The organism is Marivita hallyeonensis (assembly GCF_900129875.1).
Taxonomy (GTDB): domain Bacteria; phylum Pseudomonadota; class Alphaproteobacteria; order Rhodobacterales; family Rhodobacteraceae; genus Marivita; species Marivita hallyeonensis.
This window is the reverse complement of record NZ_FQXC01000003.1, coordinates 326,490-349,256: the sequence shown is the minus strand read 5'-3', so window position 1 is coordinate 349,256 and position 22,767 is coordinate 326,490. Positions and strand designations below refer to the sequence as shown.

Genomic DNA, 22,767 nt, shown 5'->3' with positions numbered 1-22,767 from the left:
TCTGTTTTGCTCTGTTCAATGAACGCCCCGTTGGCGGGGTCTTCTGGGGTTAATTTCAATAGATGTATCCGGGCAGCCAAAGCGCGATTTCGGGGAACGCCATGACGATGGCCAACGCGCAGACCATCACCAGAACGAAGGGGATGATCGAAGTGTAGATGTCGCGCAGGCCGATCTCGGGAGGGGCCATGGCGCGCATCAGAAAGAGGTTATAGCCGAAGGGCGGGGTCATGTAGGCGATCTGCGTGGTGATCGTATAGAGGACACCATACCAGATCAGGTCGAACCCCAAAGCACCCACCAGAGGCACGTAAAGCGGCGCGACGATGACCAGCATGGCGGTGTCATCAAGGAACGTGCCCATAATGATGAAGCTGAGCTGCATCAGGATCAGGATCACCCACGGGTTCAGGCCAAGCTGTTCGGTGAAGAGGCTCTCGATGGCTTTGACGGCGCCGAGCCCGTCGAAGACAGCCCCGAAAGCGAGTGCAGCAAGGATGATCCACATGAACATGCAGGTGATGCCGAGGGTCTTGCGGACCGAGTTCTCAAAAACCTCTTTCGTCATGCGGCCTTTGAGGATTGCGGCCAGCATCGCGGCGAGCGCGCCGATGGCGGAACTTTCGACGAGCGACGTCCATCCGTTCACAAAGGGCACCATCATTACGAAGAAGATGCCGAAGGGCAGCAGCCCCGCGCCGAGCAGGCGGTATTTCTCGCGCTTCGGGATGTCGCGCTCTTCCGCGGGCAGGACGGGACCGAGGGCGGGATTCAGTTTGCAGCGGATGGCAATGTAGATGACGAACATCGCCGCCATCATGAGACCCGGCAGAACGCCTGCCAGCCAAAGCTGTCCCACCGGCTGGCGTGCGATCATGGCGTAGAGGACAAGCACAACGGAGGGTGGGACGAGAATGCCGAGGGACGATCCGGCCTGTATCACCCCGGTGACCATGCGTTTGTCGTAGCCGCGCCTGAGGAGTTCCGGCAGGGCGATGGTCGCGCCGATGGCCATTCCCGCAACGCTGAGACCGTTCATCGCAGAAATGAGCACCATCAATCCGATCGTGCCGATGGCCAACCCGCCGGACAGGCCGCCGAACCAGACATGGAACATGCGATAAAGGTCGTCGGCGATGCGGCTTTCCGACAGGACGTAGCCCATGAAGATGAACATCGGCAGGGTCAGGAGCGGGTACCAGCGCATCAGGCGAATGCCCGCGGAAAACCCGAGGTCATAGCCGCCACGGTCGCCCCACAGGAAAAAAGCGGCGATCACTGCGACGAACCCGATTGCGCCAAAGACGCGCTGCCCGGTCAGCAGCATCAGCATCATGGTCGAGAACATGAGGATCGCGATCAGTTCGTAGGGCATCAGACCTTGGCACCCATGTCGTGACCCTTGAGGCGCAGGATGTCCTTCGCCAGTTCGCAGAGCACCTGCAGCAGCATCAAAAGGATGCCGATCACCATGATTGTCTTGATCGGCCAGAGGTAGGGGCGCCAGGCGGTCGGGCTGCGTTCGAGGAAGCCGAGCTCTTCCGCGCCGGTCAGCAGGCCGGTGAAGAAGCTGAACGGTTCCGATCCGAAATAGCCCAGCGAGTAGGCCGTCGAGGCGACGCCGCCGTAGAAGAGGAAGCCGAGATAGGTCAGCAGGAAAAGTACTGTGATCGCGTCGATGGCGGCTTTGCGACGGTCGCTGATTTCGCCGTAGATGAGGTCCATGCGCACGTTGGACCCCATCTGGATCGCGTAGGGCCCACCGAGGATGTAGTAGGCGACCATCGCGTATTGGGCCATTTCCAGCGTCCAGAGCGACGGGACGAAGAACGCCTTTGAGATCGACGACCAGAGTAGGATGCCCATCATCACGAAGATGCCGTACATGACGATCCGTCCGATCATCCGGTTGAACGGATCAACAAGCGCGACATAGCGTTGGAGCAGCCCTGTCATGTCGCCTCCTGCGGCATCAGGGCGGTTGTGAGAAGTTCACCTAGTATGTGGCTGAAGCGTGCGACACCGCTGGCATCCGAGATCATGTCATTGCGGACTTCGATCATGACATTCTGAAGACGGCGCGGGATGGCGTGTTCGCGCAGCGTATGCGTGACGCCATCATCGGCCGAATATGGTGCGTTCAGGCGCGCATCGACATCCCTGGGTGCGTGCGCGAGCATGAGCGTGGCAAGGCGGTCGTCTGCGTCGTGCAAAAACCCGAGTTCGACCTCCCGCCGTTTGCCATGCCACACTGGCGTGAAGGAATGGATCGTGACCACAGCCGGAGGTGTCGCGAAAGTGTCGAGCGTGGACACCAGCGTTTGGCGGAAGGGGTCATAGATTTCGGCCACGCGGGCCGCGCGTTGGTTTTCGCTCAGGCCCGCGTTTCCCGGCACCTCGATCACTTCGGATTTTGCCGGAATGGCGTCTTGCGCGCTGGGCGGGCGGTTGCAGTCATAGACAAGCCGCGACACGCGGGACGCGACGAGCGGCGCATTGAGCGCAACCGACAGCTCCACCGCGAGATCCATCGCGCCGATGTCCCATGCGGCATGACTTTTGCGGTGTTCAGGTGAAAGACCCAGATGCTGCAACGACGCCGGGATGAAGGAACTGGCGTGTTCGCAGACAAGGCAGATTGGTGCCGTGCCGCCGGGATTGATCACCTCGGCAGCGGGTCCTTCGGACCGGGTTAGAATCGTATGATCCTTGGCATTCACCTGATCCATTAGCTGCGCGGGACTGGAAGCTGTCAACCCGAGTTGGTTGATTTTTGTACTCATAAATCGCAGGCTGTAACGATTGCTACAAAGGGGGCAGACCATGGCCAAGCCGCTATCCGTGAAAGAGCGTCTGCACGACCAGGCCGCGGCTTTGACGCCTGCCGAACGGCAACTGACCGGTGTGCTGATGCGCGACTATCCCGTCGGTGGTTTGCAATCGATCACCAAGATCGCGGAGGCCGCAGGCGTGTCCACCCCGACCGTGATCCGACTTGCCCGCAAGCTTGGGTTCGACGGATTTCCGGAGTTGCAAAGCGCGATGCGCGCAGAGGCGTCGGCGCAGTTCAAGACGCCAATCGGCAAGCGGGATATCTGGGACCGGCCCGACGACGGGCCGCTGGCCTTCAAGGCGTTCGCCGAGGCGGTGTTCGACAATCTGAGCCGCACGATTGACCGGCTGGAGCCGTCCACTTTCGAGGCGATTGCCGGGCTGTTGTCGGACCGCGCGCGCGGTTTGTTTTTGTCGGGTGGACGGATCACCCGGTCGAATGCCGATTACTTCTACAACCATCTGCAGATCATTCGGCCGGATGTGACGCTGCTCAGCACGTCGCCGAACGTCTGGCCGCAATACATTCTCGATATGAATGCCCGATCCGTGCTGATCGTGTTTGATATCCGCCGGTATGAGAGCGATCTCGAAAGATTGGCGGAGCTTTCGAAGGAGCGGGGCGCGGCGCTTGTTCTGTTCACCGACCAGTGGGGGTCGCCGATCTCGCGTGTGGCGGATCATGTGGTGAATGCGATGATCGAGGTGCCGTCGAGCTGGGATTCAACACTGGCGATCAATCTGGTGATCGAAGCCCTGATTGCCGAGGTTCAGTCTCGGGTGTCGGAGAGTGCGCAGGGGCGGATCGAGGCGCTGGAAGAGATGTTTCGTGCGACACGGATCTTTCGGAAGTCCTGACAAGGTTTCGAATTGGCTGCGCCAATCCGACGCGCTTGCGTTTGCCCAACAAACGCAAGCATGCGAGGGGCTCTGCCCCTCGCGCTCCCCGAGGTATTTTCGAAACAGAGAAGATCAGGTCAGGGCGAGGATGACGACGCCGAGGGCAACGACGGTCGCGGCGATCAGACGTCGTGTGGCGGGGCCTTCGCCCATCCAGATCACACCGATCAGGGCGGCGAAGATCACGGATGTTTCGCGGATGGCCGACACGATGCCGATCGGGGCGAGTGTTTTGGCATAGAGGGCCAGCGCATAGGCGATGCCGGAGATGACGCCGCCGGAGAAGCCGATGAGTTTGGGTTTCAGGGCGGTCATACGGAAGCGGCTGATCCGCGTGGTCAGGACGAAGGCAGCGACGCAGATCTCTGCCGCAAAGAGCCAGACGACATAGCCCAAGGGTGTGCCGGATGCGCGAATGCCGATACCGTCGACGATGGAATAGGCGGCGATGATCGCCGATGTGAGAAGCGCCGCCCCGATGCCGCGCTTGTCGGCGTGGCGGATTGCGGCGAGGATCATGATACCGGCAGAGACGACGAAGATGCCCGTCCAGGCCAGAGGGCTGAGGTATTCGTCGGCCCAGATCATCGCACCGAGCGCCACCATGACGGGGGCCATCCCCCGGGCAATTGGATAGGCGAGCGACAGGTCGGCGAAGCGGTACGAGATGTTCAGGAAGTAGTAATAGCCCCAATGGATCACCGTCGACGCGATGATGAAGGCGAAGGCTTCCGGATTTGGTATCGGCACGAACGGGATCAGCAGCAGCGCGGGAGCGCAATGCCCCAGCGCCACGAGGCCGAGCGTGACCGTTCGGTCGGCGGACGCCTTGACCAGCGCGTTCCAGAACGCATGCAGAAACGCCGCGCAGAGAACGATGCCGAGGACCGGAAGCGTCACCTGGCTTATGGCCAGGGCAGGCTGTAGGTTTTGACGTTGGTGAAGAACTTCATCGCTTCGATGACGCCTTCCTTTACGCCGTTGCCGCTGTCCTTGATGCCGCCGAAGGGCGACATTTCGATCCGGTACCCCGGCTGTTCCCAGATGTTGCAGGTGCCGACGTTGAGACCGTTGATATAGGCGATGGCGCGGTTCAGGTCGTTCGTGCAGACACCGGAGCTGAGGCCGAAATCGGTGCTGTTGGAGATGCGCATCACTTCGGCGTCGTCGTCGGGTACGCGGACGATGGGGATGATCGGGCCGAATGTTTCCTCCATCACCAGTTCGCTATCATGCGGGACGTGATCGACCACGATGGGTGGCAGGAGCGCGCCTTGGCGTTCGGGGTGGTAGAGGATGGTTGCACCGTCTTCGGCGGCCATGAGAACACGTTTTTCGAAGAGTTCGGCGGCTTGGGCGTGGATCACGCAGCCGAGTTCTGTTTCGGGATCCTGCGGGTCGCCGAATTTGATCTTCTTGGCTTTCTCGACCACCAGCGGGACGAATTTGTCGGCGACGCTTTCCTGCACGAGGATACGCTTGATCGCGGTGCAGCGCTGGCCGGAATTGCCGGTGGCCCCGGCGACGGCAATTGTCGCAGCCTTATCGAGGTCCGCGTCGGACAGGTCATTGCAGACGATGAGGGGATCGTTGCCGCCGAGTTCCAGCGCGGTGCGCTTGTAGCCCGCCTTGGACGCGATGAGTTTGCCGACCGGGACACCGCCGGTGAAGGTGATGATGTCGATGTTTTCGTTGGTCACCATCTCGTCGCCGATATCGGCGGGCATGCCGGTGACGACCTGGAACATTTCGGGCGGGAGGCCCGCTTCGTAGAGGATGTCGGCCAGCGTCAAAGCGGTCAGCGGCGTCAGTTCCGTCGGTTTGCACACCATGCAATTGTTGGTCGCAATCGACGGGGCGATCTTGTGGCTCACCATGTTGAGCGGGTGGTTGAACGGGGTGATCGCGCTGATCGCACGGACGGGTTCGCGCATGGTGAAGATCTTGCGCGCCTTGCCGTTGTGGGTGAGGTCGCAGGAGAAGATCTCGCCATCGTCCTTGAGCGCCTCGGCAGCGGCGAATTGGTAGACGTCCTGTGCGCGCTTGGTCTCGTAGATGCTGTGCTGGTGGCAGATTCCCAGTTCCAGCGTCAGCCATTTGGCAAGGTAATCGCGGCGTTCGCCGATGATCTCTCCGGTGCGTTGCAGGATTTGGCTGCGCTCGTACCGGGTGAGTTTCGGCTGATAGTTCGCCGCAATCTCGAACGCTTTGCGCGCGTGTTCGGCAGTGCCCATGGGCACGGTGCCGATCACCTCGTCGGTGTACGGGTACTGGACTTCGAGGCGCTCTTTGGTATCGACCTTTTCGCCGCCGATACGCATCTGGTCGTGACGAATGTCGGTCATGCGTCCACCTCTTCCAGCGCGGCGGCGGTGCAGGCGTAGAAGAAAGCGTCAAAGTTGCGCAAGGTAGGTGCGTTTGGCAGGTCGATCTTGCGGTTCACGATGAACGGGACTTCCTGTTCGGTCAGGCCACCGTGGCTTCGCAGCGGTTCTTTCAGGGCTGCAAGGTCGTGGCGGTCTGCGGAGGTGCCGATGGTCATGTTCTCGGTCGAGATCATGACGATGTCACCGATGCGATCTGGCGGGAGGTCGTATTTCTGAACGGCGGTGGCCTTGTCGACGACTTCGAGCATTTCGGGCAACGCGGACAGGCGCGCGATGATTTCGGCCTGATCTGCTCCGTCTGGCAGGTAGGCTGTGGCGAACGAGCCGAGCGCGCCGTGGTGGACGACGTAAGGGTCGGTGATCGGCAGGATCACGCGCGCGGCGGCTTTGCCGAGCCAGTCGTCGAGCACGTCCTGAACATAGATCACCGCCGGGTCGCCATCGGCGTCATGCTTGGGCTTCATGCCGTGGTCGGCGGTGACAACGATCGCCGCGCCCATCGCTTCGAGTTCAGCGAGGTATTTGTCGAACATCGCGTAGAAGTCTTTCGCGCCCTGTTCATTCGGGGCGAATTTGTGCTGGATGTAGTCTGTCGTCGACAGGTACATCACGTCCGGCTTCCACTCTTTCAAAAGCTTCACTCCGGCGGCGAAGACGAATTCGGACAGGTCCGCCGAGTAGACTTCCGGCACCGGCCTACCCAGCCAGTCGGAGGCCTTGTCGATCCCGTGCTCGGCTTTGGTCGTGTCACCAGATCGCTCGGACGAAAATGCAATGGCGCGGTCTTCGTCGAATTTGAGACCTGCTCCCAAGAGAGCACGCAGTTTGTCCTTGGCAGTCACAACAGCCACGCGCGCGCCTGCCTCGTAGAACTTGGAAAACACAGTCGGCGCGCGCAGGAAGCGGACGTCGTTCATCATCACTTCTTCGCCCGTGTCCGGATCGTAGAGGAAGTTGCCACAGATGCCGTGCACGCTGGGTGGGCGGCCAGTTGCGATGCTCATGTTGTTGGGGTTGGTGAAAGACGGGATCACGGAATGCGCAAGACGGTCTGTCCCGGTTTCGCGGATGCGCTTCAAGGTCGGCATCAGGCCTTCAGCAATTGCGACCTCAAGGTATTCGGGTTCGCAGCCGTCCAGACAGATCGCAATCGCGCAGGTTTTCGGGATGGCGTAGGTGCGGTCGTTGGCGACCACTGGATTCGAAATGGGCATGTCTGGTCCTTCAGGCAGCGAGTTTCTTGCGTTCTTCCAAAGCGGCGGCGGGCGGTGCCGCGCTGCTTACGTTCATGTCTTGCAGTGCTTCGCGGGCGGCGTCCACCACCCGGCGCATCACGTGTTCATCCATCTGGCCGATACAGCCGATGCGGAAACTGTCTACCACGGTCAGCTTGCCGGGGTAGATGATGAAGCCGCGGCCCTTCATGGCGTCGTAGAAGCCCTGAAACGTGAAGTTCGGGTCGGCGGGGCAGAAGAAGGTCACGATGATCGGGCTGAGCCAGCGGTCGGCGAGCAGGGTTTCGAACCCGAGGTCGCGCATGCCCTGGACCATCACGTCCCGGTTGTGGGTATAGCGCGCGCCGCGGGCGGGAACACCACCTTCGGCTTCGTGCAGGTCCAAGGCGTGTAGAAAAGCGGCGACGGTGTGGGTCGGTGGGGTGAAACGCCATTGGCCGGTTTTCTCCATCGTTGCCCATTGCGCGTGGACATCGAGGGCAAGCGAGTGCGAGTTGCCTTTCGCGTTTGCAATTTCGTCCTTTCGGGCGATGACGAAGCCGAAACCGGGGACGCCTTCGATGCATTTGTTGGCCGAAGAAACGAACGCGGCGCAATTCAGTGCGACCGGGTCGAGCGGCAGTGCGCCGAAGGCCGACATGCTGTCGATCAGCAGTTTGCGTCCGGCGTTTTGTGTCGCCCCCGCGATCTCTTCTACGGGGTTCAGGATGCCGCTGGAGGTTTCGCAGTGGATCGCGAGAACATGGGTGATTGCCGGGTCATTTGCCAGAATGCGTGCGACTTCGTCCCCGCGTGGCGGCAGGTAGTCGCCCTTGTTGAGCAGTTCGTAGGCGCGTCCGAGATAGTCCAGAGTTTGTGCCGCGCGAAGGCCGTAGGCACCGTTTGCCAACACGAGGACTTTTCCGTCGCGGGGAACGAAGCTGCCAAGCATCGCTTCCACGCAATAGCTTCCTGAGCCCTGGATTGGCACGCAATCGTAGTCAGGTGCGCCATCGCCGATCATGGCCAGCAGGCGGTTGCGCAAAGCTCGGGTCATGGCGCGAAAGTCGTCGTCCCAACTGCCCCAGTCCCTGAGCATGGCCTGTTTCACCGAGTACGCGGTCGTGAGCGGACCGGGCGTCAGAAGGTAGGGTTCGCCAAACTCGGGCGCGGGCAGGGGTGGGACGGTCATGGCAGCGTTCCGTTTGGTTGCTGACGAAAGATATGCGGTCTGACCGGGCATATGTAAAATCTTTGTTCTCTATTCATCGATAGGTTACAGCTATGACAAAACAAGGAGGTCATGGATGCGCTATAGCCAGTTGCGCGCCTTTCATCATGTTGCCATGCACGGCGGGTTTTCGCGCGCGGCGCGGGTGCTCAACATCTCTCAACCGTCGGTATCGGATCAGGTGCGCCAGCTTGAGCAGGGGTACGATGTTCTCTTGTTTCACCGCGAGGCGCGACAGGTGCGGATGACGGATGCGGGCGAAGCGCTGTTCCGTTTGACGAGTGAAATGTTCGAGGTCGAAGACCGCATTGCGGCGCTTCTGGATGAAAGCCGGACCACCCTGAAGGGCCATCTTCGCGTCGTGGCGGACTCGGCCATGCATATCACTGATGCGGTGCGCCGGTTTCGGGAGGCAAACCCGAACGTGTTCATATCTATCCAGACCGGCAACACGGAAACGCTTTTGCGCCGGTTGCGAAACTACGAGGCCGAGATCGGTGTGGTCGCAAACACGATTTCGGCGCCGGATCTGGACAGCGTCGACCTTGGGCGCACGCCGATCCTTGGGTTGGTGGCAAAGAATTACCTTCCGAAGGGCACTCACGCGCTGCGATTTGCGGACCTGTCACAATTTCCGTTGATCTACCGCGAAACCGGATCGCGGACGCGGGCACAGGTCGAAGAACATGCGGCGCGTTTGAAGCTTGACCTTTCGCCGTCGATTGAAGTCGAGGGCCGGGAGGCGATGCGGGAAGTGGTGGCATCGGGGGCGGGCGTCGGGTTTGTCAGTGAAGCCGAGGTCGGCCACGACCGGCGGCTCAGAGCGGTGCCATTTGAAGATGTTGATCTGGGTATGTCCGAGTCCCTCGTGACGCTGTCGACAAGGCGCGATGTGCCGCTCATCCGGGGGTTTCTGAGGGCTGTGAAGAAATCCCTCTCTGCGACAAAAGCATAGACTGAGCCTATGGATATATAATTTCGACCTGTCTTTACAGATAGCTGTCGCTCGCCATGATCGATGCGAAGCTGGGATGCGTTGTGCCGGAAGACAGACTGAATACCCTTTTCATTGTGATCGACCAACTGCGGGCGGATTGCGTATTTGGTGCGCTTGCGCCGCATGTTGACCTGCCGAATATGCGCGGTTTGGCGAAGGACGCAGTGCGGTTTCGCAACCACTATTCAGTGACGTCGCCGTGCGGGCCGTCGCGGGTGTCGCTGCTCACGGGGCAATATAGCTCGAACCACGGTGCAACGCGGAATGGCACGCCGCTGAAGCGTGATACGCCAAATCTGGCGACGGCGGCGCGTGCCTCGGGCTTTGAGCCATTGCTGTTCGGCTACACCGACACCTCGCACGATCCGAGATTTCTGGACCCGGATGATCCAAGGTTGTTCTCATATGAGGAACTCGCCCCGGGATTTACCGAGGTTGTGCGGATGCGGCTGGAGGGCGACACAACGGAATGGGAGGCCTATCTCCGCGATCGCGGGTATGAGGTACCAGCCTACCCCGACCTCTATCGGCCCAGTGGGACCAGCCCGGCCTCACCCGCATTTTACGCGGCCGAGCACAGCGATACGGCCTATCTCACCGACCGGACCCTGGATGCCCTCGCACAGCGTCCGCGCGGATGGTTTGGGCTGGTCACGTACATCCGCCCCCATCCTCCCTTCGTCGCACCTGCACCGTACAACACGATGTACCGTGCGGAGGACATGCCAGCGCCGCGTCAGACTGACGATCCCGCGTGGCATCCCTTTGTCGATGTTGCGGTTCATGCGGCAAATGTTGCGTCGACCGTGGTCGGGTTTCCCGATCTTGATGCATCGGACGAGACGACGGGCATGTTGCGCGCCCTCTATTTCGGTTTGGCGACGGAGGTCGATCACCACATTGGCCGGGTGATCGCATGGCTGAAAGACAGTGCGCAATACGACCACACGCTGATCGTGCTGACGGCGGATCATGGAGAGATGCTGGGTGACTACGGGCTTTGGGGGAAAAAGAGCTTTCATGATGCCGCGTTTCATGTGCCGCTGATTGTCCGTCATCCGGGCATGCCTTTGCGTAATGTGGAGGTGGCCGAGCCTACGGAGTCGGTCGATCTGGCGCCGACGATCCTTGATGCGCTGGGCGTGGATGTGCCGCATTCGATGGATGGCCGATCCCTCTTGCCGTTCCTGTCTGGCAATGCGCCAGAGGACTGGCGAAACTTCAGTTATTCTGAGCTTGATTTCGGCGATCCACTTAGCCCCTCGCCATGGCAGCGCCAAATGAACCTGCCGCTGGATGCCGCGAATCTGGCGGTGCTGCGCCAGGGGAATGAGCGATTCGTGCAGTTCGCGGGCGGGATGCCTCCGATCCTCATGGATGTCTCAGATGGCAATGAATCCGAAAATCTTGCGAAAAAACCGGACCAAATGCACAGAGTACTTGATTTGATGCAAAATATGCTTTGCCATCGAATGGTTAACACCGATGGCACTTTCTCTCGTACACTGGTGACAGGGGACGGGGTGAAGGTGGCCTCATGACGGGGTGCCTTGTCACAAGCCTGTCACGGTTGCCAGAGATACACGGCCCGGCTGTTCCACGCCCGGCCCGCAGACAGAAGGAGATGCGTTGCCGAAGAAAGGCCCGTCGCGCGCAGACCTGTATCTGAAAGCGTTCGCGAAGGTTGCCGCACCGACCGTCCCCGCCGCCAGGCGGGATAACCAATAAGGGGGGAACAGCCCCCAGGATCACTTGGAACCAACAGGAGAGACAATGAAACGACTACTGCTATCAGGCGTGGCCCTCATCGCATTGCCCGCAGCGGCGTATGCGAATTGCCCGGCCATCACCGTTGCGGATCCGCAGGGCGTCGCGCCCGGCGCATTCCCGCAGCAATATGATCTAAGCGAATTCCAGGAAGCCGCTGGCTGTACGATGGAATTCTCGGCAAACCCGGAGATCGACGCGTTGAACGCGCAGATCAAGGGCAACGGCGATCTGCCGCCCTTGGCCGAGCGCATTCCGTCCGAGCCGCTTGTCGTTGTCCCCTATGACAGCGTTGGCACTTATGGCGGTGAGCTGAACGTGCTGTCGAACGCGACCGAGGCCGGTACGTCGGACTTCCTGTCCGTGCGCCATGTGAGTTTCGTGCGCTATTCCGACGACCTTCAGACCATCGTTCCGAACGTAGCGAAGTCGTGGGAATGGAACGATGATTTCACTGTCCTGACGATGAAGCTGCGCGAGGGGCACAAGTGGTCCGACGGCGCGCCTTTCACCTCGGCGGACGTGGCGTTCTGGCACGACAACCTGATGCTCGACACGAACATCTTCGAGACACCGAAGGACTACATCACCGTTGCGGGTGAGCCGATGACGCTCGAGACGCCGGATGAGACCACACTGGTCTTCCGCCTGCCAGCGCCGAAGCCCGGCCTGATCGCGCACTTTGCGACGCACTATTCGCAGCCGTTCATGCCCAAGCATTTCCTTGGCCAGTTCCACCCGGACATCAACCCGGACGCGGACAGCTATGCACAGAGCCTTGGGTTCGAGAACGGCTATGATGCGATCCTTGCCTATTACGGCAACTCGGACTGGACAGACACACCGACGCCGATGCTGTCGCGCGCTGCGATTGCGGATGGTCTGCCGAAGTCGACCTACCCCACGCTCGAAAGCCACATCTATATCAGCGACACGACCGAAGGCCGTAAGCTGGTTGCGAACCCATACTTCTTCCAGGTTGACCCGACTGGGCAGCAGCTTCCCTACATCTCGACGCAGGATGAACTGTACATCAACGACAACGAAGTGCGGATCCTCAAGCTCGTGAACGGTGAGGTGGACTACAAGTCCCAATCGCTGCAGTTGGCGTCGGCGCCGATCCTTCTCGAGAACCAGGAAAGCGGGGATTACACGATCCACCTGCGGCCTGAAATCACGATGGGTGTGTTCGGCTTCAACGTCACGCATCCTGACGAGGCAAAGCGCGAGGTCTTCAACAACCTGGCCTTCCGCGAAGCGATGTCCATTGCGATCAACCGCGAAGAGCTGAACGAGATTGGCTTCTTCGGTCAGGGTACACCGCAGCAATATGTCGGCTTCTCGCCGCTGCCGGAATTCGTGGATCAGAGCTGGCTCCAATACAAGACCGAGTACGATCCCGATGCTGCCAAAGCGGCGCTGGACGGAATCGGCATGGTCGATACGGATGGTGACGGGTTCCGCGAGCTGCCGAATGGCGACAAGCTTGTGCTCAACCTGAACTTCTCGACTCAGGGCATTGCTGGTCAGACCGTGGAACTCGTGGCGCAGAACTGGGCCGATGTCGGCATCCAGTCGGTCGTCAAGGAAGTCACCCCGGACGAGTACCGCTCTGCGCAGTCTTCGAACCAGTTGGACGTCGCCATGTGGCGCAAGTCGCAACCGCTCGCGATTGTCCTAGGCAACAACGAGCTTTGGGTGCCGCCCTACGAGAACTACTTCGGTGTGCGCAACGCAATGCTCTGGGCTGAGTGGATCGATTCCGGTGGATCCGCCGGTGTGGAACCACCGCAGTGGGCGAAGGACATGATCGATGACATCAACGCCCTTCAGTCGGCTGCGCAAGGCACACCCGAGTTCGAACAGCTTGGCAACGAGCTGGTGACGGCCATGGTGGAGAACATGCTCTTCATCGGTACCGTGAATGCGCCCGCGCCGATCTATCAGCAGAACAAGCTGAAGAACTTCGCGGACTTCAAAACGCACTCCTACGAGTACTACCGGACCTATCCGTACCGCGCCTCGCAGTGGTGGCTGGACGAGTAAGTCCATGTAATGTGGTCACGGGCGGCGTGCTGCCCGTGACCGTTTTGGGAACGACCGCCGTCTGAAACACGCTTCGGATCAACCGAGGGGCCAGACGCAATGCAGGGGCATCCTTAATGCTGAACTTTGCACGTTTCGTGCTAACCCGAGCGGTGCTGGCGATGATCACCCTGATCATCGTATCGCTCGTGGTGTTTTCGCTGATGGAGCTGGTGCCCGGCGATTGTGCAGAGCGCTATCTCGCGTTCAAGAACACCCAAGGGTCTGGAATCTCGGTTGCCGATATCGAGAACGAACGGGTCCGTCTTGGCCTGGATCGCCCGTTTCTGGAGCGCTGGGGCAAATGGATCGTCGGGGCGTTCCAGGGCGAATTTGGTGACAGCTGCATCCTGCGTGTGAACATTGCGCAGTTGCTGGGCGACAAGTTCTGGATTTCGCTTGGGCTTTGCCTTGCCTCGCTGATGTTGGCCTATGCCATCGCGGTTCCCGTGGGCATCATCGCGGCGGCCTCGCATAATGCGGTGCTGAACAATTCTTTGCGCCTGTTCAGCTATCTTGGCCTTGCCATGCCGAACTTTCTGCTGGCGCTGATGATCATGCTGTTCTCGACCGTGTATTTCGGGGACACGCTTACGGGGCTGTTTTCCGCTGAATTCCGCGATGCCGACTGGAGTTGGGCGCGGGTGATGGATCTGTTGAGCAACGCATGGCTGCCGATCTTCATCCTTGGCTGGTCGGCCACGGCGTTTGCCTTGCAGACTGTACGCGCGCTGATGTCGGACGAGATCGGCAAGCTTTATGTCACTGCGGCCGAGGCGCGCGGAGTGCATGGGCGCAAACTGCTTTGGAATTATCCGGCACGGCATGCGCTGGGGCCGATTGTGAACAGCCTTGGCTTCGATCTCAACCGCATCTTCAACGAGTTGCCCATTGTTGCGCTGATCCTGACGCTCACCGAAGCGGGCGCGCTGTTGATCGAAGCGCTGGCGCGGTCAAATGACCAGCAGCTGGCGGGCGCGATCATCTTCCTTCTGACCGCGTCTATCGTGACGCTGAATTTCCTGACGGACGTGATGCTGGCGGTGCTTGATCCGCGCGTCCGCAAGAGCATTGTGAGGTGACGCCATGACGACGACACCTGATCCCCTGAAGCCCAATCTGGCAGAGACGACCGGCCCGCATGTCCAGGTTGTCGAAACCGAGGCCGCCGTGGAACGCCGGTCGAAAGAGGCGTATTTCACCGCCTCGCAGGGACAGCTTATCTGGGCACGATTCAAGAAGCAGCGCTCGGCGATGATCGCGGCGTGCGTTTTGGCGTTCCTGATCCTGTCGGGCATCTTTGCGCCGTTCCTGTCACCCTATGATCCGACGATTGCGGGCAAGAATGACGACTACCTGAACGGCGCACCGCAAATCCCGATGTTCTGCGACAGCAATGGCTGTTCGCTGCGACCCTTCGTACATGGGGTAGAGCGGGAACGGTCGCTTGCCACGAATTTCCGATGGGTGACGACCATCAACGAGGACGAGCGCAACTACGTCTACTTCTTTGTCGAAGGGTGGGAGTACAAGCTGTTCGGTTTCATCCCGATGGACACCCATCTGTTCGGGACCCAAGAGGGGTTTGTCCATGTCTTCGGCACGGATGCCAGTGGCAAGGACATCTTTTCCCGAACCTTCCACGCCATATGGACCTCGCTTCAGGTGGGAACGATCGGCGTCTTCATCGCCTTCGTGCTGGCCTTGGTGATCGGCGGCGTGTCGGGGTATTACGGCGGCTGGATCGACTCTGTCTTGCAGATGATCACCGACGCGGTGCGAACGGTGCCGGCGATTCCGCTCTTCATGGCGGTGGCGGCGTTCATGCCACCCGAGATGACGGCAGAACAGCGGTTCTTCTACATCTCTCTGATCCTTGGCTTGATCGGTTGGCCCACGCTGGCACGGCGGGTGCGGACGCATCTTCTGACCGAGCGGAACCAGGAATACGTTCTTGCGGCGCAGCTGTGCGGGGCGTCCTCGGGCCACGTGATCCGGCGGCACCTGTTGCCCTCTTTCACAAGCTATATCATCGTCGATCTTGTCATCTCGTTCCCTTACATGGTCCTGTCCGAAACCGCCTTGTCGTTCATCGGTCTGGGCCTGAAGGATCCGGTGAATAGCCTTGGTGTGATGTTGCAGAACGTGACCAGTGCCGACGTGCTTCTCAACTATCAATGGTATTTCATCCCGGTGATCTTCTTCATTGCTCTGGTGATGGCATTTGTGTTCGTGGGCGACGGCCTGCGGGACGCGGCGGACCCGTATTCGGATGCGAACAAATGACGGCACTGATCGAGGTTGAAAACCTGACGCTGCAATTCCGGACCGATGAGGGGCTGATCACGGCAGTGGATAACGTGAGCTTCTCCCTCAACAAGGGTGAGGTGATGGGGCTTGTGGGCGAGTCCGGGTCGGGCAAATCGGTCACGGCCAAAGCCTTGATGCATCTCAATGCGCGGAATGCTGTGTATAGCCTCGAGAGCCGCATCACGTTGCACACTGATAGCGGGCCGGTCGATGTGCTGTCACTGAAGACGCCGCGCGATTTGAACATCGTGCGGGGTGGCGCAGTGTCGATGATCTTTCAGGAACCGATGGCCAGTTTCGCGCCTGCGATCACCATTGGGAAGCAGATGGTCGAACAGTTGCAATTGCACGGCGACTACTCCAAGCAGCAGGCGAAGAACATCTCGGTCGAAATGCTGGACCGAGTGGGTATTTCGGATGCGGCGAAACGGTTCGATCAGTATGCGTTCGAGCTTTCCGGCGGGATGCGGCAGCGGGCGATGATCGCAATGGCGCTGTCGACGCAACCGAAGTTGCTGATTGCGGACGAGCCCACAACCGCCTTGGATGTGACGATCCAGGCGCAGGTGATCGACCTGATGAAAGACCTCGTGGATGAATTTCACATGGGGATCGTGTTCATCACGCATGACCTAGGCGTTGTGGCGCAGACAGCGGACAAGGTGAACGTAATGTATCTGGGCCGGATGATTGAAGAAGGCCCGGTACGCGAGGTGATCCGAAATCCGAAGCATCCGTATACGCAGGGCCTTCTCGCCGCTTTGCCAAAGCTCGACGACCTTGACGCGGTTCTGACCCCTGTGCCTGGCGATATCCCGTCACCTCTCGAACGGCCGTCCGGCTGCGTCTTCCACACCCGTTGCAGCAAGATCGTCGGTGATGAGTGCCGCCAGACGGTACCCGAAAACCGTTCGATCGATCCGACCCATTCGGTGGCTTGCCATATCTATTCCGAGGTTCCCGCATGAGTGACGTGCTGATCCGCGCCAAAGGGTTGTCCGTCGGGTTCCCCATCGGCAGCGGCCTGTTCAACAAGCAGGTTCTGAAGGCGGTCGACAACGTTTCGCTTGATATCGAGAAGGGCTCTTTCTTTGGCCTTGTCGGCGAGAGTGGCTCAGGCAAGACGACCTTGGGGCGGGCGCTTCTCAAGGCCGCGCCGATTACCGCTGGCGGCGCGCATTATAGCGATGGCGAGGTCGATTACGACCTTGAGAACATCACCAAGGACCAGCTTCGCGATTACCGCAAACGCGCGCAGCTGATCTTTCAGGATCCGTATGCCGCGCTCAGCCCACGCATGACCGTGCGCGATATCATTGCCGAGCCGCTTGAGGTGATGAAGATCACCAGATCGCGTGAGGAAACGGACGCCCGTGTGCGCGAGATCGCGGCGAAGTGCCGGTTGAACCTCGAACACCTGCGCCGCTTCCCACACGCGTTTTCGGGTGGGCAGCGTCAGCGCATTTCCATTGCGCGGGCGCTGGTGTCGTCGCCGAAGTTCATCGTTGCGGACGAAAGCGTTGCGGCGCTGGACGTGTCGATTCAGGCAGATGTGCTGAATCTGCTCAAGCAGATCCAGTCGGACATGGGTCTGACCTTCATGTTCATCAGTCACGACCTGTCGGTGGTGGCGCATACCTGTGACCATGTCGCGGTGATGTATCTGGGTCGGCTTGTGGAAACCGCGCCCACGCGCAAACTCTTTGCCGCACCCAGGCACCCTTATACGAAAGCCCTGTTTTCCGCGATCCCGTCGCTTGACCCCGACGACCGCGGGACGGCACAAAAGCTGGTGGGAGAAATTCCGTCACCGACCAACCAGCCGTCAGGATGCAAGTTTCACACGCGTTGTCCGTTTGCCGTTGACCATTGCAAGCAGGTCGAGCCGGAACTGGAATCCGACGGCGGCCATGACGTGGCGTGCCACAGGTGGAAAGAGCTTCTTGCCCCGGCGGCGGCCTAGCCGTTTCAGGACCGACGGACAGAGCTGTGGGTCATGGCCCGCAGCAATTCATCCTCCAGCACAGGTGTGAGTGTGAGCGCGCCGGATGGCGTCAAGCGCGTTGAGGTGACATAGTCGCTCGACAGGCCGCCACGCGCGTTGCAGCGCACAAAGGTGCAGAACGCGGACCACGTATTGACGTAGCTGATGCGCCCGAGCGCAGACAGGTTCACGAAAATGCTGTCCACCTCTGCGTGCCGCGCGGTCACGTCTTCCAGCGTTACCGAATTGCTTAGTTCCGGCATGTTCAGGTACAACCAGCTTCCCGGCGCTTCGCTGCGTGCGGCGATTTCGGCATCGAAGTTGGGCAGAGAGGGCACCTGACGAAGGACCGAGACGCGGATCCCACGCTCTGTCAGAAGTTTCGTCGTTCTGTCGGCGGCGTCGCTGACATACATCGCCTGCTGGGCAACATTGATGGGCGTGCCGTCGGTCGGCGCAAGCCGAACCGGCGCGCGGTGGACAAATTCAGACGCGGTGTTGCCGGTGTAATAAAGCCAATCCGCCACGAGCGTGACCTGCCGGATGCTGTTCATATGGGGCAAGGCCTGCAGCACTTGGGCAGACAGTTGATCGCAGTTGCGGCCGGAACCTTGATTGGTCTCGGAGAACCGCGTCTGCAGTCCATCGAGCGGCACGCAATTCGGATGCGCGATCACGATGGTGGGCACTTCGGCGCGTCGCGCGGCCTCGGCAAAGCCGGCTTTCATGGCGATGAGCTGATGATCGCCCCAGATCAATACGGCGGGTTCGCCGACGGGCCCGAATGCGCACACCTCCAACCCGGCCAAGGTCCCTTCGGTGCGGACCGGGCAATTCAGATCGGTCTGCGCGGTTTCAATCGCGTGCAGGTAGGCATTGGCGTTTTGCGAGTACCGGAAATGGCCGCCCTGGCTCGACAGGGTGGTGATACCGTTGGCGAACAGCAATGCCGCAATCACGCCTGTTGGGGTGATCCGGCTGAGCTGCACACGGTTTTCGACCTTCTGCCAGATCGACCAGGAAATCAGGGCAAGGAACAGGCAAGGGACGATGAGCCCGGCATAGTCCGGTGTTTTCGGATCCACGATGTCCAATGATGCGGAGAGTTGTGCGAGAGGGATCGACCACAGAAAGACATGCAACGCCATGCCAAACCAGCGACGGCGGCGCTTCGTTTCAAAGCTTTGGGACACGCGCTGACGGCTGCCGAGATACATCAGCGAGATACCAATGGCGAAGAAGACGCGGGCAAACATCGTATCGCCGCTGGTGATGACGGCGACGAGGGCTGTGATCAGGTTGAGAATGCCAAGGATCAGCGCATAGCGCAGGATCGGGTAGCGGTTGGCCGCAATAAACGGGATCGCGCCGCACAGAAACGCCCACAGGCCACCAATCGGAAGCATCTGCACGATCGGGCTTTCGATCATGGACGCGAGCAGAGAGGCAAACCCGATCATGGCCAATGCGAGGAGGAGGCGCACCAGGTTCTGATGCATGAGAGTGTAGAGCACGATCAGGATGCCGCAGCATTGTGCGACGAGGGCCGGCACCCACAGGTGGTCGAGCAAACCGTCAAAGCGCAGCGAGGTATTCGACGGCAGAAGCGCAACATCAAGGTTGGTCGCGAACGTCGCTGCGAACAGGAGAGAGTGTCCGAGATGAAGAAATTCGCTGGGCAGGAAGACCATCCACCCCACCGCGAACAGGACGACAGAGCAACACAGCAAACCGGTGAAATACGCCTGAAGCACGCAGATCATCTGCGTCTTCATGATGTCATGGCCGCGGATCAGTTGATTTGCGCACCAGCCACCGCACAGCACCAGAACCGTGTCAGCCGCGAATGCCATCGGACCGCTGTCGCGCAGTCCCAGCGTCGCCAGGATGAAGGCCATAGAGTAGAGCGCAACAAGGAACTGCCTGACTTCTGATCGGGTCACGTCCGTGTTGGACACGTTCAGGACAGCGGACTCTGCGGGATCTTCGCGATCGTTAAGCACTGGTACACTTCGTTCATACGGCCCCACACCGATGCTTTGTTGTACGCGAGATGCGACTTTTTTCACAACGCTCATAGTGGAAACAGTTTGTTAAGGTTACCTAGCGGAAGTTTGCTCAAGTGTCGGCGAAAATGCGCTTGGTATCGAAGATCCGCTATCACCTTGAATCCAATCATAAATCTGGCGTATTTGTTCGGCCTTTCGCGACCAGAGATAATGGCTCTGAACCCGCGCCTGTGCCCTTTTTGCCAAAGGGCGCAATTGTGCCGGATCTGTGGCAAGTTCCGTCAGGATTTTATTCAAACCGTCAACAATTTCGGACCGTGGTCCGCACGGCACTTTGAGACCGGTTTCCTCGGTCACAAGCTCTCCCGGACCCGCATAGTCCACCACCACCGGAACAACGCCAAGTGCCATCGCCTCAAGCACCACACCGCCGCCGAATTCCCGGATCGAAGGGAAGCTCAGGATATGGGATCGGCCCAGGACCGACTGAACCTCGTGGTGCGGCAACCATTTGTGAAACGTCAGACCTTCCTCGCAGCCGAGTGATCCTGCAAGGTTGGTCAATTCCCCCAACATCGGACCGTCACCAATGATGTCGAGCGTCATCCGGCGTGACCGCAGTAGGTCTGCCGCGGCTGTAATCAGCATGTCAGCGCCCTTGTAGGGCACGAGCCGACCCACGAAACAGGCTCTGAGCATGTCATCCTTTGGATTGGCCGTCTGATTGAACCGCGCCGGGTCAATTCCGTTTTCAGGAATGAAGACGGTTTTCCCCGCGTATTGAGCGGGGATTTCGCTTTGCGTATGCCGCGATCCCACGATGATCGCCGCGGCGTGTTTGACGGTACTGTCCCGTCCCGGCAGCAGTTTGTACGCGCTTCGGAAGTAGCTCAGCCATTCTTTTTCGGCCCGGCGTTCGGTGTCGAAATGCTTGGGCCACGGCACGCCGCCGTTCAGGGGGCCAAGCACGAAGGGAACTCCTGCGGCGCTGACCTTGCGGGCGAGAGGGGATGCGATTGTCGGGCTTAGCGGCGTGATCCGATGCACGATATCGTAGCGGCCCGCTTTGATGTCCGCGCCGAAGGTCTTCCAGACGAGATGTTCAAACCATGGGTAGATCAGTGCGTTGAACGCTTGCAGCGTAGTCCAGCCTTTGCCTTCGCCCATGCGCAGCCTCTCGGCCATCGCCCAGAGCGGTCGCGCGATGGCTTCGGAATCGATTGCGGTGAAATCCTGACCTTCGACCAAACCTGCCCGCAAGATCGCATCTCGGTTGCGGATCTGGGTCACAAGATGCACATCGGCCTGTTCCCTCAGCGCTTGCGAAAGGGACCAGCCGACCAGCGGCACGCTCACCCACTCGGGATTGGCGGCCTCGGCGATGGCAAGCACCCGGGGCCGCATCGCGACAGCTTTGGTCATCGTACCCTCGAAACTCATAAAACGGGTCGCCACTGAAGGCGCTCGGAGGACAGGTAAGTGTCCCGGGTGTGTCTCAGGGACTCGGCATAGCCTGTCAGCGCGCCTGCCATCAGCCATGTGAGCGGTGTGAGCGTTGCATTGGGCAACATGTCGAAGACGTTCACGGCGAGGATCAGTGACAAAGGCACGATCAATGGGGAATACGCCCCCGGTTTTCGATAGCGGGTTTCGCGCCAGAGGAAGAGCACCGGCAGGATCAGCAGTCCGAATTCAGCGATGAACCCCATCCAGCCGAACTGACCGATCAGGATCACCCAGCGGCCATCCGTAATCGTGGTTGCCTCACCGGTGGCTGGGTCGATGATCTGGTTACGATTGAAGCTGCCCCATCCGAAGAGCGGCTTTTCCCGGGCGCGATCAAGGAGGATGTTCTCGTTGCCAAAGCGGAATTCGAGCGATTCTGCTCGTTCCGCGTCAATGGCTGCCGCGGCGTCGAGTATGCGATCCTGTGGCAAGACGTTGATCCCTTTGAGGGCGGGATATGCCACCGCAAACACTGCGATCACGACGGCAAGGCGCATCTGCCACCGAGGTCCTAATAGAACCACCGCCGGGATCAGGACCATCGCGTACAGCCATGCCCCGAGCGACTTGGCGAGAATGAGAACGCCAGTCAGGTAAAGCGCGAACAAAAACAGCTTCCAGTTCGCCTGGATTTGCTTTGTCCGCCACAGCGCGAAGGCTGACAAGGCCGCCATCAGCATGAAGAAGGCGGCCCAAAGACCGTGGTAGAGGAACACCATCGGGCGGAAGCCGCCGAAGCGGATCGTCTGGCTGAAGTCGTGCTGGTAGTAGCCGTAGATCCAAAGGTTCAACTGCGGCGACAGGCGCACCTCGATCAGCATCAGGACCGAATAGATCAACCCGCCGATCATGAAGGCGAACAGCAAATCGCGTTGGTCCTCGGATGTGGCGAGGAATTTGCGGGCAAGGATGAACGGGATGACCAGGAGCACCTGCTGGATGACAAGCGCCAGACCATCCTTGAGCGTCATGCCCGGAATGATGAACTCCCCCCACTGGACCAACTCTGAATTCAGGATCGTTGTCAGCATTGGGCTGAAGATGAAGATCGCGAAAAGTACGTTCGTGCCTGTGGATCGCGGCAAAAAGTTGCCCTCGTGCCCTTTCAAAAGAATGCACATCGCGAGCGCGCTCAGCGCCGGGATGGTGTGTTTTGTCAGCGGAGGAACAAGGGGAAAGTCGAATTCGGCGGGCGGTTCGGGCAAGAACAGATAGCCGATCAAGAGCGTGGCAATCACGGCTCGACCTGTCGGCAGCTTGAGGAACAAAAGCACCGTGACCAACGGCCAGATGGCCAAACTCAATGTTGCCAATGCATTGGGCATATTGGCCGTTGCCTTGTCCTGTCCGGTGATGAAGCGCCACCCGAAAGGGGTGACGATGCCCATCGACTCAATCTATACGGTAGTACCGTAATGCTCTTTCTATCATACTGCAGCTAAAATTCGGCACAAATGGTGCGGGAATGCAGCAAATACATGATTGTGCCGCGGCGTCTGGACCGGGAGTAGCGCTGGTGAGACAGGTGAACTGGACATAATTCGC

At 59.8% G+C, this 22,767-nt stretch carries 18 protein-coding genes; 8 read left to right on the top strand and 10 right to left on the bottom strand.

Annotated features, from left to right (window positions below):
- Positions 1–55: 55 nt before the first annotated feature.
- The 3 genes from BUA42_RS11110 to BUA42_RS11100 are packed head-to-tail and all read right to left on the bottom strand — an operon-like array spanning position 56 to position 2,729.
- Positions 56–1,375, bottom strand: coding sequence for a TRAP transporter large permease (locus tag BUA42_RS11110; protein ID WP_072777849.1), 1,320 nt, complete (start codon positions 1,373–1,375; stop codon positions 56–58).
- Positions 1,375–1,956, bottom strand: a complete 582-nt coding sequence (locus BUA42_RS11105; protein WP_072777847.1) for a TRAP transporter small permease subunit — start codon at positions 1,954–1,956, stop codon at positions 1,375–1,377. Before BUA42_RS11105 ends, BUA42_RS11110 begins: the two co-directional genes overlap by 1 nt.
- Positions 1,953–2,729, bottom strand: coding sequence for an N-formylglutamate amidohydrolase (locus BUA42_RS11100; RefSeq protein WP_072777846.1), 777 nt, complete (start codon positions 2,727–2,729; stop codon positions 1,953–1,955). Before BUA42_RS11100 ends, BUA42_RS11105 begins: the two co-directional genes overlap by 4 nt.
- Before the next feature lie 94 nt (positions 2,730–2,823).
- Here BUA42_RS11100 and BUA42_RS11095 point away from each other — a divergent pair, with 94 nt between their 5' ends.
- Positions 2,824–3,690 carry a MurR/RpiR family transcriptional regulator gene (locus BUA42_RS11095; protein ID WP_072777845.1) on the top strand — a complete coding sequence of 289 codons (867 nt, stop codon included), beginning with the start codon at positions 2,824–2,826 and terminating at the stop codon, positions 3,688–3,690.
- Between the two features lie 114 nt (positions 3,691–3,804).
- On the opposite strand, the gene BUA42_RS11090 is transcribed toward BUA42_RS11095, so the two are convergent.
- Genes BUA42_RS11090 through BUA42_RS11075 form a run of 4 tightly spaced genes read right to left on the bottom strand, consistent with a single transcriptional unit; the run spans position 3,805 to position 8,525 of the window.
- On the bottom strand, positions 3,805–4,632 hold the full coding sequence (locus tag BUA42_RS11090) for a DMT family transporter (protein ID WP_072777844.1): 828 nt from the start codon (positions 4,630–4,632) through the stop codon (positions 3,805–3,807).
- A gap of 5 nt (positions 4,633–4,637) precedes the next feature.
- Positions 4,638–6,077 (bottom strand): phosphonoacetaldehyde dehydrogenase, encoded by a 1,440-nt coding sequence (gene phnY / locus BUA42_RS11085; RefSeq protein ID WP_072777843.1) that lies wholly within the window; start codon positions 6,075–6,077, stop codon positions 4,638–4,640.
- Positions 6,074–7,333 (bottom strand): phosphonoacetate hydrolase, encoded by a 1,260-nt coding sequence (phnA, locus tag BUA42_RS11080; protein WP_072777842.1) that lies wholly within the window; start codon positions 7,331–7,333, stop codon positions 6,074–6,076. Before phnA ends, phnY begins: the two co-directional genes overlap by 4 nt.
- Before the next feature lie 10 nt (positions 7,334–7,343).
- Positions 7,344–8,525 carry a 2-aminoethylphosphonate--pyruvate transaminase gene (locus tag BUA42_RS11075; protein ID WP_072778420.1) on the bottom strand — a complete coding sequence of 394 codons (1,182 nt, stop codon included), beginning with the start codon at positions 8,523–8,525 and terminating at the stop codon, positions 7,344–7,346.
- A 115-nt stretch (positions 8,526–8,640) separates the two neighbouring features.
- Between BUA42_RS11075 and BUA42_RS11070 the strand changes: the two genes are divergently transcribed.
- The 7 genes from BUA42_RS11070 (at position 8,641) to BUA42_RS11040 (ending at position 17,686) form a co-directional block, all read left to right on the top strand.
- Positions 8,641–9,519: a LysR substrate-binding domain-containing protein gene (locus BUA42_RS11070; RefSeq protein WP_072777841.1), complete on the top strand. Its 879-nt coding sequence runs from the start codon at positions 8,641–8,643 to the stop codon at positions 9,517–9,519.
- A gap of 56 nt (positions 9,520–9,575) precedes the next feature.
- Complete coding sequence (locus tag BUA42_RS11065) at positions 9,576–11,102, top strand: sulfatase-like hydrolase/transferase (protein WP_072777840.1); 1,527 nt, start codon at positions 9,576–9,578, stop codon at positions 11,100–11,102.
- A gap of 232 nt (positions 11,103–11,334) precedes the next feature.
- Positions 11,335–13,374, top strand: coding sequence for an ABC transporter substrate-binding protein (locus tag BUA42_RS11060; protein ID WP_072777838.1), 2,040 nt, complete (start codon positions 11,335–11,337; stop codon positions 13,372–13,374).
- 116 nt (positions 13,375–13,490) lie between these two features.
- On the top strand, positions 13,491–14,495 hold the full coding sequence (locus BUA42_RS11055; protein ID WP_072777836.1) for an ABC transporter permease: 1,005 nt from the start codon (positions 13,491–13,493) through the stop codon (positions 14,493–14,495).
- A 4-nt stretch (positions 14,496–14,499) separates the two neighbouring features.
- Positions 14,500–15,699: an ABC transporter permease gene (locus BUA42_RS11050; protein ID WP_084066198.1), complete on the top strand. Its 1,200-nt coding sequence runs from the start codon at positions 14,500–14,502 to the stop codon at positions 15,697–15,699.
- Entirely contained in the window at positions 15,696–16,691 is a 996-nt protein-coding gene (locus tag BUA42_RS11045; RefSeq protein ID WP_072777834.1) for an ABC transporter ATP-binding protein, read from the top strand. Before BUA42_RS11050 ends, BUA42_RS11045 begins: the two co-directional genes overlap by 4 nt.
- Positions 16,688–17,686 (top strand): ABC transporter ATP-binding protein, encoded by a 999-nt coding sequence (locus BUA42_RS11040; protein WP_072777832.1) that lies wholly within the window; start codon positions 16,688–16,690, stop codon positions 17,684–17,686. The genes BUA42_RS11045 and BUA42_RS11040 overlap by 4 nt, the downstream gene beginning before the upstream one ends.
- Positions 17,687–17,691: 5 nt before the next feature.
- On the opposite strand, the gene BUA42_RS11035 is transcribed toward BUA42_RS11040, so the two are convergent.
- From BUA42_RS11035 to BUA42_RS11025, 3 genes are all read right to left on the bottom strand, one after another.
- Complete coding sequence (locus BUA42_RS11035; protein ID WP_072777831.1) at positions 17,692–19,710, bottom strand: SGNH hydrolase domain-containing protein; 2,019 nt, start codon at positions 19,708–19,710, stop codon at positions 17,692–17,694.
- A 96-nt stretch (positions 19,711–19,806) separates the two neighbouring features.
- Positions 19,807–21,138, bottom strand: a complete 1,332-nt coding sequence (locus BUA42_RS11030; RefSeq protein ID WP_245819000.1) for a glycosyltransferase family 4 protein — start codon at positions 21,136–21,138, stop codon at positions 19,807–19,809.
- Positions 21,139–21,152: 14 nt separating this feature from the next.
- The gene (locus BUA42_RS11025) at positions 21,153–22,610 is read right to left on the bottom strand and encodes an O-antigen ligase family protein (RefSeq protein ID WP_245818999.1); all 1,458 of its coding nucleotides are present in this window, start codon (positions 22,608–22,610) and stop codon (positions 21,153–21,155) included.
- Positions 22,611–22,767: the final 157 nt, after the last annotated feature.